16 protein-coding genes are annotated in these 14,215 nt (G+C 68.3%); 14 read left to right on the top strand and 2 right to left on the bottom strand.

Annotated features, from left to right (window positions below; translation table 11 throughout):
• The first annotated feature begins 244 nt into the window (after positions 1-244).
• The 14 genes from EV651_RS15790 to EV651_RS15725 all read left to right on the top strand — a co-directional run bounded on the left by EV651_RS15790 (position 245) and on the right by EV651_RS15725 (position 13,109).
• Positions 245-478 carry a hypothetical protein gene (locus EV651_RS15790; RefSeq protein ID WP_133785936.1) on the top strand — a complete coding sequence of 78 codons (234 nt, stop codon included), beginning with the start codon at positions 245-247 and terminating at the stop codon, positions 476-478.
• 139 nt (positions 479-617) lie between these two features.
• Positions 618-1,952 (top strand): FGGY-family carbohydrate kinase, encoded by a 1,335-nt coding sequence (locus tag EV651_RS15785; protein WP_133785935.1) that lies wholly within the window; start codon positions 618-620, stop codon positions 1,950-1,952.
• Positions 1,949-2,578 carry a histidine phosphatase family protein gene (locus EV651_RS15780; RefSeq protein ID WP_133785934.1) on the top strand — a complete coding sequence of 210 codons (630 nt, stop codon included), beginning with the start codon at positions 1,949-1,951 and terminating at the stop codon, positions 2,576-2,578. Before EV651_RS15785 ends, EV651_RS15780 begins: the two co-directional genes overlap by 4 nt.
• A complete protein-coding gene (locus EV651_RS15775; protein WP_131335817.1) occupies positions 2,575-3,375 on the top strand; it encodes a DeoR/GlpR family DNA-binding transcription regulator in 801 nt (266 codons plus the stop codon). The genes EV651_RS15780 and EV651_RS15775 overlap by 4 nt, the downstream gene beginning before the upstream one ends.
• A 13-nt stretch (positions 3,376-3,388) precedes the next feature.
• Positions 3,389-4,849 (top strand): FGGY family carbohydrate kinase, encoded by a 1,461-nt coding sequence (locus EV651_RS15770; RefSeq protein ID WP_133785933.1) that lies wholly within the window; start codon positions 3,389-3,391, stop codon positions 4,847-4,849.
• On the top strand, positions 4,846-5,859 hold the full coding sequence (locus EV651_RS15765) for a 2-hydroxyacid dehydrogenase (protein ID WP_133785932.1): 1,014 nt from the start codon (positions 4,846-4,848) through the stop codon (positions 5,857-5,859). The genes EV651_RS15770 and EV651_RS15765 overlap by 4 nt, the downstream gene beginning before the upstream one ends.
• Before the next feature lie 144 nt (positions 5,860-6,003).
• Positions 6,004-6,699: an MgtC/SapB family protein gene (locus tag EV651_RS15760; RefSeq protein ID WP_133785931.1), complete on the top strand. Its 696-nt coding sequence runs from the start codon at positions 6,004-6,006 to the stop codon at positions 6,697-6,699.
• Positions 6,700-6,776: 77 nt separating this feature from the next.
• Positions 6,777-7,571, top strand: a complete 795-nt coding sequence (locus tag EV651_RS15755) for an inositol monophosphatase family protein (protein ID WP_133785930.1) — start codon at positions 6,777-6,779, stop codon at positions 7,569-7,571.
• Positions 7,572-7,647: 76 nt separating this feature from the next.
• Positions 7,648-8,598 (top strand): carbohydrate ABC transporter permease, encoded by a 951-nt coding sequence (locus EV651_RS15750; protein ID WP_238156912.1) that lies wholly within the window; start codon positions 7,648-7,650, stop codon positions 8,596-8,598.
• On the top strand, positions 8,595-9,407 hold the full coding sequence (locus tag EV651_RS15745) for a carbohydrate ABC transporter permease (RefSeq protein ID WP_131283610.1): 813 nt from the start codon (positions 8,595-8,597) through the stop codon (positions 9,405-9,407). Before EV651_RS15750 ends, EV651_RS15745 begins: the two co-directional genes overlap by 4 nt.
• Before the next feature lie 2 nt (positions 9,408-9,409).
• Positions 9,410-10,729 (top strand): ABC transporter substrate-binding protein, encoded by a 1,320-nt coding sequence (locus tag EV651_RS15740; RefSeq protein WP_166658621.1) that lies wholly within the window; start codon positions 9,410-9,412, stop codon positions 10,727-10,729.
• Positions 10,726-11,400, top strand: a complete 675-nt coding sequence (locus tag EV651_RS15735; RefSeq protein ID WP_133785928.1) for a glycerophosphodiester phosphodiesterase family protein — start codon at positions 10,726-10,728, stop codon at positions 11,398-11,400. The genes EV651_RS15740 and EV651_RS15735 overlap by 4 nt, the downstream gene beginning before the upstream one ends.
• Positions 11,401-11,557: 157 nt before the next feature.
• A complete protein-coding gene (locus tag EV651_RS15730; RefSeq protein WP_133785927.1) occupies positions 11,558-12,748 on the top strand; it encodes a Gfo/Idh/MocA family protein in 1,191 nt (396 codons plus the stop codon).
• Positions 12,749-12,794: 46 nt separating this feature from the next.
• Complete coding sequence (locus EV651_RS15725) at positions 12,795-13,109, top strand: VOC family protein (protein WP_238156911.1); 315 nt, start codon at positions 12,795-12,797, stop codon at positions 13,107-13,109.
• Positions 13,110-13,111: 2 nt separating this feature from the next.
• Here EV651_RS15725 and EV651_RS15720 read toward each other — a convergent pair whose 3' ends face one another.
• Together EV651_RS15720 and EV651_RS15715 are read right to left on the bottom strand one after the other, a co-directional pair.
• A complete protein-coding gene (locus tag EV651_RS15720; protein ID WP_133785925.1) occupies positions 13,112-13,519 on the bottom strand; it encodes a hypothetical protein in 408 nt (135 codons plus the stop codon).
• Positions 13,516-14,196 carry a GntR family transcriptional regulator gene (locus tag EV651_RS15715; protein WP_133785924.1) on the bottom strand — a complete coding sequence of 227 codons (681 nt, stop codon included), beginning with the start codon at positions 14,194-14,196 and terminating at the stop codon, positions 13,516-13,518. Before EV651_RS15715 ends, EV651_RS15720 begins: the two co-directional genes overlap by 4 nt.
• Between the last annotated feature and the right edge of the window lie 19 nt (positions 14,197-14,215).

Here is a 14,215-nt window from a genome sequence, read left to right as displayed (position 1 = left end):
GTAGGCGGTTGCTGTGGACAACTGAGGTGTCGGCTGTGGGGAGGCAGCTGATGCCGTTGCCGATGCACGTGCAGTCCGGTGGTTGAGAGAACGGTTGCCGTGGCGTTGTTTCGGTGCTGAGATGGGTCGCCGTACGCCGCTGAAACTTTACGAAGATTTATCCGTGACATTCGGTGCGTCAGGTCGTTGATCTGTCAGACAGTTCGCGCTCAGTGGATCGCTGGGGAATCCGGAGGGACCGCTCGTGCACAAGTTCAACCCGCCACCGCAGTGGCCGCAGCCGCCGACGGCCGGCTGGCGTCCGCCGGTCGGCTGGAAGCCGGACCCGACCTGGCCCGCGGCTCCCGCGGGCTGGCGCTTCTGGCTCAATCGGAACGGTCGCCGCAGCAGCGGCCCGATCGGCGCGTACGGCGCTGTCGACGCCGGCCGGCTCGAGCTGGCCACGGCCGACCCGGCCCTGGTCCTGATGCACTCCTGATCGAACGCTGCCGGCTCCCGCAGGCCAATCGGCCTGTGGGAGCCGTTTCATGTCCGCCTTCGGTCAAGGACTGGTGCGTTCTTATCGTCTTCTGGTGTTATGTTATCAATGTAGATAACACTCATCTGGGAGGCGTTTCGTGGGCTGGATCGGGCTCGACCTCGGCACGCAAAGTGTGCGCGCCGTGCTGGCCGATGCCAAGGGTCACGTTCTGTCCCGTGCAACGCGTCCGCTCGCCAGCCACCGTGACGGCGTGCGTCACGAGCAGGACCCGCAGGCCTGGTCGACCGCCGTCGACGCGGTCCTCGCGGAGGTCGGGTCCACGGACGTCGACGGCATCGCGATCTGCTCCACCTCCGGCACCTTCCTGCTGACCGACCGCGCCGGCCGCCCCGTCACACCTGCCCTGATGTACGACGACGCCCGCGCGGCCGCCAGTCGCGACCACATCGTGGACGCCGACCCGGAACGCTGGGCGACCAGCATGCAACCCACCTGGGCGCTCCCGAAGATCCTCGATCTCGACCTGACCGACCGCCGCGTCGTCCACAGCGCCGACTTCGTCGCGGCGCACCTTGTCGGCCACCCGGTCGCGACCGACACCAGCCATGCGCTCAAGACCGGTTACGACCTGATCGCCGACGCCTGGCCGGCTGCCGCGTTCGACAAACTCGGCCTCCCGCTCGCCGCGTTCCCCGAGGTCGTCCGCCCCGGCACCGAGCTCGGTCGCACCCCGGACGGCGTGCCCGTTTACGCCGGTATGACGGACGGCTGCGCGGCCCAGATCGCCGCCGGCGCCCTCGCTCCTGGCGCGTGGAACTCGGTCCTCGGCACGACGCTCGTCCTCAAAGGCGTCAGCACCGAGCTGCTGACCGACCCGACCGGAGCTGTCTACAGCCACCGTCACCCCGACGGCGGCTGGCTTCCGGGCGGCGCGTCCAGCACCGGTGCCGGCGCACTCACCGAACTGCTTCCCGGCGCCGACCTCGACGCGCTGGATCGCGCCGCCCACCCGATCGACGCGGTCATCTACCCCCTCACCAAAACCGGCGAGCGATTCCCCTTCGTGGCACCGCAGGCCGAACGGTTCACGCTCGGCACCACCGCCGACGACCTGCAGACGTACGCCGCTGTGCTGCAAGGTGTCGCGTTCATCGAGCGGCTCGCGTTCGAGCACCTGGAGACGCTCGGTGCCGACCCGGTCCGCTCGGTCTCGCTCACCGGCGGCGCCACCCGCGCCGGGTACTGGAACCAGCTCCGTGCCGACGTCCTCGGCGTACCGGTAGAGCTTCCCGCCATTCCGGACCCGGCGTACGGAATGGCCGTCCTGGCCGCGTCCGGCGGGACCGATCTCACCGGGACCGCGCGACGGATGGTCCGCATCGATCGCGTCCTCGAGCCGCGCGGCGGACGACTCGACGACCTGTACGGCGAGTTCGTCGCCGAACTCGACCGCCGGGGGTACCGGGGATGAGAACGACAATCGTGCTGGCCCGCCACGGCCGGACCGAATGGCACCACGGCAACCGGTACACCGGTTCCACGGACCTCCCGATCGACGAGGTCGGCGTACGGCAGGCGCAGCAACTCAAGGACTGGGCCGCGGACTACGCGCCGGATGCGCTGTGGGCGTCGCCGATGCTGCGTGCGCGCCAGACCATCACGCCGGCGGCGGAACTGCTCGGCCTGACGCCCACCCTGGACCCCCGGCTGCGCGAGGTCGACTTCGGTTCGGCCGAGGGCAAGATGCTGAGCGAGCTGCCGCCGGCGGTGGGCAAGGCGTTCGAGCTCGACCCGGTGCGGGACCACTTCCCGGGCGGCGAGGATCCGGCCGCGGCGGCCGATCGGGTGCGCGAGGTCTTCGACGAGATCGGGCAGCGGCACCAGGGCCAGAAGGTCCTCGTGGTCGCGCACAACACGCTCATCCGGCTGCTCGTGTGCAGGGTGCTCGGTCTGCGACTGAACGACTACCGCAGACTGCTACCTGCACTCGGTCCCGCGGCGCTGGTGCGTTTCCGGTGGCAGGACGGCACAGTGGGTCTCGAGGCGTACAACGTTCCTCCCCTGATTCCTGCACTGCGTTTGGAGACCCTGGCATGACAACGGATGTCGACGGCGACACCACCGAACTGAGTCGTCCCGCGCGACGGCAGGCCGAGATCGCGGCGTACGTCGTGAAACACGGCTCGGTCTCGGCGAACGACCTGGTCGAGGCGTTCGGCGTGAGCGTGATGACCGTGCACCGCGACCTGGACGAGCTCGAGCGGCAAGGTGTGGTCCGGAAGTACCGCGGCGGGGTCAGTGCACAGCCAACCAGCGTGTTCGAGAGCAACGTCGCGTACCGGCTGAACACCGCGCACGCGGAGAAGGCCGCGATCGCCCGGCACGCGCGGGCGATGATCGAGCCGGGGATGTCGGTGATGCTCGACGACTCGACCAGCGCGCTGGCCCTGGTCGACCTGTTCGAGGACATCGCTCCGTTGACGGTGGCAACGAACTTCCTGCCGGCGATCACCAAGCTGGCGCAGTTGCGGGACGTCACGCTGCTGGCGCTCGGCGGGATCTACTCGGCGACCCACGACTCGTTCGGCGGTATGCCGTGTGCGGAGGCCGTCGAGGCGCTGCACGCCGACCTGCTGTTCTGCTCGGTGTCCGCGGTGTCGTCGACGCACGCGTTCCACCAGGAGGAGGAGATCGTCCTGGTCAAGCGGGCGATGCTGCGCTCGGCGCGGACCAAGGTGCTGCTGGTCGATCACGCCAAGTTGCAGCGCACTGCCCTGCACCGGCTCGCTCCGCTGACCGACTTCGACGTCGTGATCGTCGACGAGAAGACCCCGAAGGACCTGATCCAACCGCTGCGCGACCACGGCGCCACCGTGGAGGTCGCGAAACTTTAGGAGGGGGTAGTGCATGGACGTCGGCGTTGACGTAGGTACGACCGTCACGAAGGCCGTCGCGTTCGACGCCGACGGCCGTCCGGTGGCCGAAGCAGCTCGACCGACGCGTTTGGTCCGTCCGAGTACTGGGCGGTTCGAGCACGAGAACGCCGAGATCGTTGCTTCGGTCAACGAGGTGGTGGGGGAGCTGGCGGCCACGGTCGGAACGCGTCCCGATGTCCTCGCGATCACCGCGCAGGGCGACGGCCTGTGGCTGGTGGATCCGGACGGTACGGCGGTCCGCCCGGCGATCTCGTGGCTGGATGCGCGCAGCAGCGCGATCCTCGAGCGGTGGACCGCGGACGGGGTCGCGGAACACGTGTTCCGGCGTTCCGGAAACCGCATGTTCCCCGGCGCATCAGGCCCGCTGCTGTCCGCCGTACTTGCGGAAGAACCCGACGTGATCGAGCGGGCCGGTACGGCGGCGTACTGCAAGGACGTCGTGATGCAGGCGCTCACCGGCGTCCGCGCAACGGACGTGTCGGATGCATCGGCGCCGTTCCTCGACCCGCGGACCGGGAGCTACGACGATCAGGCGCTGGAGGCCACCGGCCTGTCCGAGGTGCGCCATCTCCTTGCTCCGGTCGCCGCTGCCGGCCCGGTCGGTGAGCTGCGCGACGACTCGACCGGTATGGCGCCCGGGACCCGCGTCTCTGCCGGCCCGTACGATCTTCCGGCCGCCGCGGCAGGCGCCGGCGTGACCGAGCCCGGCGATGCCCTGCTGACCGTCGGCACCACGTTGGCCTGCCAAGTCATCACCCGCGAACTGCCCGTCGACGGCGAGCCCGCCGGCTTGTTCCTCGGCACCTGGACTCCGGGAGTGTGGCTCCGGGCGATGCCCGCGATGGTCGGTACGGCGGCCCTCGACCGCGTGCTCGCACTCGTTGGCGTCACCACCGACCAGCTGCCGTCGCTGCTCGCGGACAGCCCGCCCGGCGCCTCCGGCGTCACGGTCCTGCCCTATCTGTCGGAGGCGGGCGAACGTGCCCCGTTCGTCGACACCCGCGCCCGCGGCACGATCGACGGCATCTCACTCTCCACGACGACGGCCGACCTGGTCCGCGCGACCTGCGAGGGCATCGCGTACGCGGCCCGCCACTGCCTCGACGCAGCCGGCTGGACCGGTCGCGTCACTGTCTGCGGTGGTGGCGCCAAGAGCAGCGAGTGGACCCAGATCCTCGCCGACGTACTGAACGCGCCGTTGCACACCGCCGAGGCCGAGCAGGTCGCCGCGCGGGGAGCGGTCATCTGCGCACGTCGTGCCGTCGACCCGGACGGCGCCGGTGCGGAATGGATCGCGGAAACCCGGCAGGTCGACCCGGACCCGGCCCGCGCCGCCTTCTACGCCGAGGGCTACGCCCACTACCTGCGCCGCATCGAGTCGGCCCGCCCACGCTGGTCCGACCCAGCACCTACCTTCACAGGAGATAGATGAGAACCGTCAAGACGCTGCTCGCCGGCGACCATTTCGTGCGGAACGATCTGCTGGCTGCGGCGCTCTCCACGATTCCGGACGTCGCGTTCGAGTTCCGTGAGGTCACGCTGCCCTGGCCGCTGACGCCGTACGGACGGGTTGCCGAGGTGGACGAGGCGAGTGACGCGGAGGACCAGCTGATCGAGGCGCTGGCGGGGGTCGAGCTCGCGGTCACGCAGATGGGCCCGTTCACCGAGCGGGTGCTGGACGCCGCGCCCGACCTGCGCTACCTGGTCGTGTGCCGCGGCGGTCCGGTGAACGTGAACGTGGCCGCGGCGGCCCAGCGGGGGATCGCCGTGGCCTCGACGCCCGGGCGGAACGCGGTGGCGGCCGCCGAGCACGCGGTCGCGCTGATGATGGCTGCCTTGCGCAAGCTTCCACGCCTGCAGCGGACGCTGGAACAGGGCGAGTGGCGCTCCGATCTCTACGCGTACGACGAGTGCGGGCTCGAGCTCGACGGGTCGACTGTCGGCCTGGTCGGGTACGGCGCGATCGGGCAACGCGTCGCCCGGGTGATGCTGGCGTTCGGCGCCCGCGTCCTGGTCGCCGATCCGTACGTCGAACAAGCGCCCGAGGGCATCGAGCTCGTCGAGCTCGACGAGTTGCTGCGGCGGTCGGACGTGGTCAGCCTGCATGCGCGGCTGACCGATCAGACGCGCGGGATGATCGGCGCGCGGCAGATCGCTGCGATGCCGCGCGGCGCCGTACTCGTGAACACAGCGCGTGGTGGCTTGCTCGACTACGACGCGACGGTGGACGCGTTGGAGTCGGGGCAGTTGGGAGCGGCGGCGTTCGACGTGTTCCCGTCCGAGCCGGTGCCCGCGGGATCGCGGTTGCTGACAGCGCCCAACATCGTGATGACACCGCACCTCGCCGGCGCCACGCGACAGACCGCGCACCGAGCCGGCTCGATCGCGGCAGCGGCCGTAGCCGCCTTCCTCAACGGAAAGGACCCCGCTGGACTGTGCTGATGCCACGCCTCCGGCGCGGCGGTCATGGGGCTGTGACTCCCGGTCTTCCCTCGTCGCTCCGGTCGCTTCGCTCCCGCCGCTCCTCAGTCCAGACCGGGAGGCCCCATGACAGGTGTCCGCTTAGGCGGGGCACAGGACAGGATCATGAAGCTAGCGACCTCTACTACCTGGACCGAGCTTCTGCTGTTGCTGATCGCGTTCGTGCTGTCGATGGTCATCGGCATCGAGCGTCAGATCCGGCAGAAGAGCGCCGGCATGCGTACGCACACGCTCGTCGGCACCGGGGCGGCACTGTTCACCCTGGTGTCCGGGTTCGGCTTCAGCGCCGTCCTCGGGACCGACGTCAATCTCGACCCGTCCCGGATCGCGGCGCAGATCGTGTCCGGCGTCGGCTTCCTCGGCGCCGGCGTGATCTTCATGCGCCGGGACGTGGTCCGCGGGCTGACCACGGCGGCCACGATCTGGATGACCGCCGCGATCGGTATGGCCTGTGGTGCCGGGATGCCGGTCCTCGCGCTCGCGGCGACCGTGCTGCACTTGGTTGCCGTCGGCCCGTTCGCTCGGCTCGCCCGGTTCCTGCCGTCGCCGGACCGCCGCCGGATCGTCACGGTGCGGTACGACGACGGAGCCGGCGTACTGCGGGCGATCCTGGCAACCGCTACGTCCATGGGATTCGAGGCGTCGGTGCTCGGGACCGAGGTGCACCGGGACGGCGCACGTCCGCAGGTACGGGCGGCGATGCGGTTCTCCGGGCGCGCGCCGCTGCAGAACCTGGTGCTCGCACTCGACGACCTCGACGGCGTCACCGGCGTACGGCTCCGCAACGACGATGACGATTGAGCTACGAATGTGATTTCGGTGAGAAAATCACACTGATTCTCTATACGTAACCATTGTTCGGTGATAATTTCACCGGCATGTCCGCTGCTCCGAACCTTGTTGACCTGCGCGAACTGGCCGTCCGGCTGGCGATCGCGGCGGGCGAGGAACTTCTGGCCCGTCAGCGGAGTCTGTCGATCGATGCCGCCGGTGTCGAGACCAAGAGTTCGGCCAACGACCCGGTCAGCGCGGCCGACCGCGCGTCCGAGAAGCTGATCGTCGACGGCCTCACCGCGGCCCGTCCCGGCGATGGACTTCTCGGTGAAGAAGGCGCTTCGCGAGTTACAAGAACCGGTCTGACCTGGGTGATCGATCCCCTGGACGGCACGGTCAACTATCTCTACGGCCGTCTCGACTGGAGTGTGTCGATCGCCGTCGAGGACGAGAACGGTGCACTCGTCGGCGCGGTTCACCAACCGCGGACCGGTACGACGTGGTCCGCCGTACGTGATGCCGGCGCGTTCCGTGACGACCAGCGCCTCGGGTCGCTGCGACAGGCTTCACTGGAGTCGGCTCTGGTTGCGACAGGCTTCTCGTATCTCCCGGATCGCCGCGCCGAGCAGGCTGCGCTTCTGCAAGACCTGCTGCCGGTCGTCCGCGACATCCGCCGCGGTGGATCGGCGGCGCTCGATCTGTGCTCGGTCGCCGACGGTACGGCGGACGCGTACTACGAGCACCTGATCCAGCCCTGGGACATCGCCGCCGGCGCGCTGATCGCCCGCGAGGCCGGCGCCGCCGTCGTCCGCGGACCCGTTTTCCCGCAAGGCATCCTGGCCGCCGCCCCCTCGGTGGCCGCCCCACTCGAAGAGTTACTCACGAGGAGGTCGGTATGACCGAGCGAAGCGAGGTCATCATCAAGCACAGCTCGGCTCGTGTCTCATCCGCGCCCGGAGCGAAGCGAGGACGTGGATGAGCATAGTTGACCTGCCGGCCCGGACCCATCCGGACGAACGAACGATTGCTGACGGCAATGATCAGCGGAAGCGCCGGCGACGGCGCGAGTACGGGCTGTTCGCATTGCTGGTCGCGCCGAACCTGCTGGTGATCGCGGTCTTCGCGTACTGGCCGATCATCTACAACGCGTTCCTCAGCCTGACCGACTGGAACATGATCGCGGCCCGCCCGAAGTTCGTGGGCCTGGCCAACTACGGCCGGACGCTGACCGACCCCGCGTTCCACAAGACGCTGTGGATCACCGTGGTGTTCACCGGGCTGATCGTGGTCGGCAGTCTGGTGGTCGGGCTGGCGCTGGCGTTCCTGTTCAACCTGCCGCTGAAGGGCCGCGGCGCGGTCCGGACGATCGCGTTCGCTCCGCACATCCTGTCCGGCGCCGCGGTCGCGACGATCTGGGCGTTCATCTTCGACCCCGGCTACGGGCTGCTGCGGGCGCTGATCGAACCGTTCGGCGCCGAGCCGCCGGACTGGATGAACAACTCCGACTGGGCGCTGCCAGGTCTGGTCATCGTCTACCTGTGGAAGAACGTCGGGTTCGCCGCGCTGATCTACCTGGCCGGCCTGCAGGGTCTGCCGAAGGAGCTCGACGAGGCGGCCGCGATCGACGGCGCGTCGACCTGGACGCGGTTCCGGTCGATCAAGCTCCCGTTGCTTGCCCCGATCACCTTCTTCCTGCTGATCACCACGGTGATCGGCACCTTCCAGGCGTTCGACGTGATCGCGGTGATGACCGGTGGCGGCCCTGGTGATGCCACCACCACGCTGAGCTGGTCGATCTACAACGAAGGTTTCCAGGCGTTCAACGCGGGCCGCGCGGCGACGCTGTCGATCATCATGTTCGTCATCCTGCTGGTCGTCACCACGGTGCAGGCCCGGGTGATGGAGAGGCGGGTGCACTACCGATGAAGACACGCGCGATCCAGTACGTCGTACTGATCGGTGTGGCGGCCGTGTTCCTCGGACCGCTGTACTGGTTGCTGTCCACCGCGTTCAAGCAGCCGACCCAGATCTACCAGTGGCCGCCCGCCTGGTGGCCGCACCTGACCTGGGAGAACTTCAGCCTGGCGTGGAAGGCCGCGCCGTTCGACCGGTTCTTCCTGAACTCCACGATCATCACCGTGATCGGGACCGCGTTGAAGGTGGTGAACGCCGTGCTGACGGCGTACGCCTTCGCCTATCTGCGGTTCCCGTTCAAGAAGATCCTGTTCTTTGCGGTGCTCGGCGCGATGATGGTGCCCGGCCACGTGACGCTGTTGCCGAACTACCTGACCGTGGCGAGCCTCGGCTGGATCAACACCTACGCCGGCCTGATCATCCCCGGCATCGGGTCCGCGTTCGCGACGTTCCTGATGCGGCAACACTTCCTCACCCTGCCCACAGAGGTGACGGACGCGGCCGCCGTCGACGGCGCCGGACACCTGCGCACCTTGTGGCGCGTCGTTCTCCCGATGTCGCGGCCGATGCTGATCACGGTCGTGGTGATCACCGCCGTCGAGGAATGGAACAACTTCGTCTGGCCGCTGATCGTCACCAACACCGCCTCGATGCGGACGCTGCCCGTCGGGCTGCTGATCCTCAAGGACGAGGAGGGTCTCGCGGCCTGGGGAACGATCATGGCCGGCACGCTGCTGGTGCTCGCACCGATGCTGCTGATCTTCCTGATCGCCCAGCGCTACATCGTCGGTGGGATCACGGCCGGAGCTCTGAAGGGATGAGCATGCTCAAGCGCAGGATGTTCCTGGGGCTCGCGGCCGGCGCCACGCTGGCCGGCTGCGGTTACCGTTCCGTCGACGCGATCTACTCGCAGCCGGCCGGGTCCGTGCCGAAGCAGTACGCCAACCGCACGCGGGTCGTGTTCTGGTCGCCGTACGGCGGCGTGAACGGCAAGGCAGTGGACAAGCTCGTTGCCAAGTTCAACGACTCGCAGCAGGACGTGTACGTCGAGGTGCAGTTCCAGGGCAGCTACGACGACGTGGCGCAGAAGGTCGCGGCCGCGCTGGTCGCGAAGCAGGCGCCCGATCTCGCCGTACTGTCGGACGTCACCTGGGAACGGTTCTTCCTGAACGACGCGCTCGAACCGTTGAACGGCTACTTCACCGACGGTTTCGGTCCTGGCGTGTATCAGGAGAAGCTGTTCGGGGAGTACGTCGTGAAGGGGCAGAGCTGGGCCGTTCCGTTCGCCCGCAGTACGCCGATCATGTACTACAACCGGGACGCGTTCGCGAAGGCCGGGCTGCCGGACCGGGTGCCGCGGACCTGGAGCGAGCTGCGGTCGTGGGTGCCCGAGCTCGCGAAGGTGCAGTCCGGCGGACGGTCGTTGCGGACGATCGCGTTCGCGAAGATCGACGGCGACTGGCAGTTCCAGGGCAACGTGTGGCAGTTCGGCGGCGCGTACTCGAAGGGGCTCGACGTCACGATCGACGAGGCCGGGGCGGTCGCGGCCGGTGAGTGGCAGCGCGAGATGGTGCACGAGCTCGGGGCGGCGTACATGGCGAGCAGCCCGAGTACGGATTTCGCGAATGGGCTGGTCGGCGTGATCCAGGAGTCGACCGGCGCGATGAAGACCATCGGGTCCAAGGCGAAGTTCAAGGTCGGGGCCGGGTTCATCCCGTCGGAGGTCGCGGCCGGGATCGCCACCGGCGGCGGCGGGATCGGGATGTTGCGGAACATCTCGACCGAGCGGAAACAGGCCGCGGCGACGTTCCTGCAGTTCCTCGCCCTGCCGGAGAACTCGGCGTGGTGGACGACGCAGACCGGCTACCTTCCGGTGGTGAACAAGGCCCGCGAGGACGCCGAGCTGAAGAAGCTGATCGCGGAGCAGCCGAACTACGGCGTCGCGATCGCGCAACTGAAGAACGCGCGCCAGCAGGACGCGATCCGGTTGTACGGGCGGAACGCGAACGTGCAGATCTACACCGGGCTGCAGCAGATCTACGCCGACAACGCGCAGCCGAAGAAGGTGTTCGCCTCCGTCGCGCGCCGGCTCGAGGTGATCGGCGACGAGGTCAAACGTCTCTACGAGGAGAAAGTTCTGTGATCATCACCGGCCACCGGGGTGCACTCGGGACCGAACCGGAGAACACGCTGCGCTCGTTCCGGCGGGCGGTCGCGGACGGCTGCGACGAGATCGAGCTGGACCTGCGGGTGAGTGCGGACGGCGAGCTCGTGATCATGCACGACGCCACCGTCGACCGCACCACCTCCGGGTCGGGTGAGGTCGCCTGCCTGACGCTGGACGAGCTGCGTGCACTCGACGCCGGGCTCGGGGAACAGGTCCCGACCTGGTCGGAGACGGTCGCGGCGATCGACGTACGGTTCCAGGCGGAGGTCAAGGACGAGGCCGCCGTACCGCTGCTCGCCCAGTCGCTGAAGTCGGACCGGGCGCTGGCCGAGCGGACCCTGGTGACGTCGTTCCACCCGGGCATCCTGCTCGCCATCCGGGAGGCGTTCCCGGGTGTGACGACGGGCCACATCTTCGGCCGTACGCCGGACACTGCCGAGGTCATCACCCGTACCCGCGCCGCCGGCGCGAGCTGGTCCCTGTGCGGCATCGCCGGCCTCACCCCCGACGCTGTCGCCGACCTCCACGCCGCGGGCCTCTCCGTCACTGCCTGGCCCGTCCCCGACCCCGAAACCCTCACCAAGGCCACCGCCCTAGCCGTAGACGGCATCACCACCGACAACCCCCACCTCCTCCAGCACCTCTGACCCAACTTTGAGAACCCACCAACCGTTTCGACGCCCTGAGAATGGTTGGTGGGTTCTCAAAGTGCCTCGGGCGGGTGGGCGGTGTGGGCTGGGTCACACGTTTCAACGTGCGAATTTGTTCTTCCGTGGAACATAAATGTGTGATTGGCTCTTCTGTATGGGAATCAGCATCGGTGTGGTCGGAGCCGGACAGTTCGCCCCTTCGTTCCTGCGGTTGTGGTCCGCGCATCCGGACGTGTCCGACGTGCGGCTGACCGACGTCATCCCGGAGCGGACCGCGGAGATGGCCGCCAAGCAGGGGATCACGGTGACGCCGGCGTCGTTCGAGGAGATGCTCGAGTCGGACGTGGACGCGGTCGCGATCTTCACGCAGCGGTGGCTGCACGGCGAGATGGCGATCAAGGCGCTCGAGGCCGGCAAGCACGTGTACTCCACGGTCCCGATGGCGATCGAGGCGGACCAGATCGCGCGCATCATCGAACTGGTGAAGGAGACCGGGCTCACCTACATGATGGGTGAGACCAGCTTCTACTACCCGTCCTCGGTCTACTGCCGGCAGAAGCTCGCCGAGGGGGCGTTCGGCCGGGTGTTCTACAGCGAGGGCGACTACGTCCACGACATGGACCTCGGGTTCTACGCGGCGTACCAGTACTCCGGCGGCGACGACTGGAAGAAGACCGCGTCGTTCCCGCCGCTGCTCTACCCGACGCACGCCGTCGGCAACGTCCTCTCGGTGACCGGTCAGCACGCCACCCACGTGTCGGCGATCGGCGTCAAGGACGACCGCGGCGACGGCGTCTTCGACAAGGAGATCAGCCAGTTCGACAACGACTTCTCGAACGCGACCGCGCTGTTCAAGCTCGCCGACGGCGGGATCATGCGGACCAACGAGATGCGCCGGGTCGGGTACCCGTCGCACATCCGCGAGTCCCGGCTGCGGGTGTTCGGTACCGAGGGCAGCTTCGAGCAGCTCGCCACCACGACGCTGTGGCAGAACAAGCAAGGCGTCGAGGACGTCAGCCACCTGATGGAGACCAAGCCAACGGGTGACGACGCCGACCTGGCGAACGTGGACCCGGCGCTGCGGGACGCGTTCCGGTCCGGCCTGTCCCCGGTGCACGACCGCAAACGGCTGCCGAAGGAGTTCGACGGCCTGCACAACGGGCACGAGGGCTCGCACCACTTCCTCGCCGACGACTTCGTCCGCGCGGTCGCCGACAAGACCCTCCCGCCGATCAACGCGTGGGTCTCCGCCCGCTACACCCTCCCCGGCATCTACGCCCACCAGTCCGCCCTGCAAGGCGGCGTACAACTCGAGATCCCTGACCACGGCGACGCCCCGGAGTGACCTCCTGCCGATAAGATCCGGTATGGATCTGTTTGCTGGGATCTCTGTGAGTGACTACGCGACCGCGGTCGCGTGGTACGAGAAGTTGTTGGGGGCGCCGCCGAGTTTTCTGCCCAATGACATCGAGGCGGTGTGGGAGATCGGCGAGCACCAGTACCTGTACATCGAGGTCGTCCCGGAGCATGCCGGCCACGCGCAGCACACGTTGTTCGTCGAGGACTTCGACGCCGCGCTCGGTGCGATCGCCGAGCGCGGCCTCGAGCCCGCCGAACGGGAGACGTACGAGAACGGCGTACGGCATGCGACCTTCTACGATCCGGACGGCAACGAGGTCTCGTACGGCGGCGCACCGGTGGCGTGACGTCACGGTGCGGCGATGTGGTCCAGCTCGGACCACTGCAGGACTCGCGCCGTGATCGTCGGGTGGTGTTCGAGTTCTGCCCGCAGCAGCCGGTGGACGCCGTCCAGGATGGTGATGCGGTCGTCGGGGCGGTGGACGACGTCGATGGGGTGGCGGAGATCGGCGGCGAAGGTGCGTTCGTACTGCGCGTGGTACGTGACCGGATACGCGGCGACCTGGCGGGGCGTGACCTGGAAGGGCCGGTCGTCGTACGCCCAGAACGGCAGGTCGAGATGGTGAGCCAGGTCGGCGACCGGCAGTTCAACCGTCGGCAGGTCGAGGGCGTGCAGCCGTTCGGTGTCCCAGTGGAAGTCGAGGATGTACGCCGTGAGTTCCGGTGGCACCGTCAGCGGGAAAGGACGGCGGGTCATTCGTAGATGCGGCGCAACCGCAGCGTCATCGAGTTCTCGATGTGCTGGGTCATCGCGGACTCGGCGGCGGCCGGATCGCCGGAGGTGATCGCCTCGACGAGCATGCGGTGTTCGGTGAGGACCTCGGGGCCGATGTCGCGGTCGTAGTGCAACCGGAAGATGTGCAGGTGGCAGTGGGTCCGCTCGAAGGCCGATCGGACCTGTTCGCTCCCGGACAGCGACGCGATCAGCGAATGGAACCGGTTGTCGTGCACCGTCAGCGACTTGTAGCCGGCGTAGTCGATCGAGGTCGGCTCGACCGCGTTCGCCAGCTCGGCGCGCAACAACTTCACACCCTCGGGGGAGATCAGCTCGGCCGCCCGCCGGGCCGCCCAAGGCTCGAGCAGGAGCCGGAACCGGTACAGATCGTCGAACTCCTCAAGCGAGAGGAGCGGAGTCGCGCGATAACCCTTCAGCGGCTCCTTGACCGCCAGCCCTTCCGACTCCAGCCGGGCCAGCGCCTCCCGCACCGGCGTCGACGACACCTGGAACTCCCGCGCGAGCCCGTCGATGGAGATCCGCGCCCCGGGCCGGATGACGTGGTCCATCAGCATCGTCTTGATGGCCTCGTACACGTCGTCGGCGAGCATCTGCCGCCGGAGCAGCCGCCGGTCCACCGGTGCCACTGGCTCGCTCATGAGGGTGTCTCCGGAATCT

Origin of the sequence: Kribbella sp. VKM Ac-2571 (genome assembly GCF_004362255.1) — a bacterium.
Taxonomy (GTDB): domain Bacteria; phylum Actinomycetota; class Actinomycetes; order Propionibacteriales; family Kribbellaceae; genus Kribbella; species Kribbella pratensis.
Note: the sequence above shows the minus strand (reverse complement) of the source record. Positions and strands in the feature narration are given on the sequence as shown.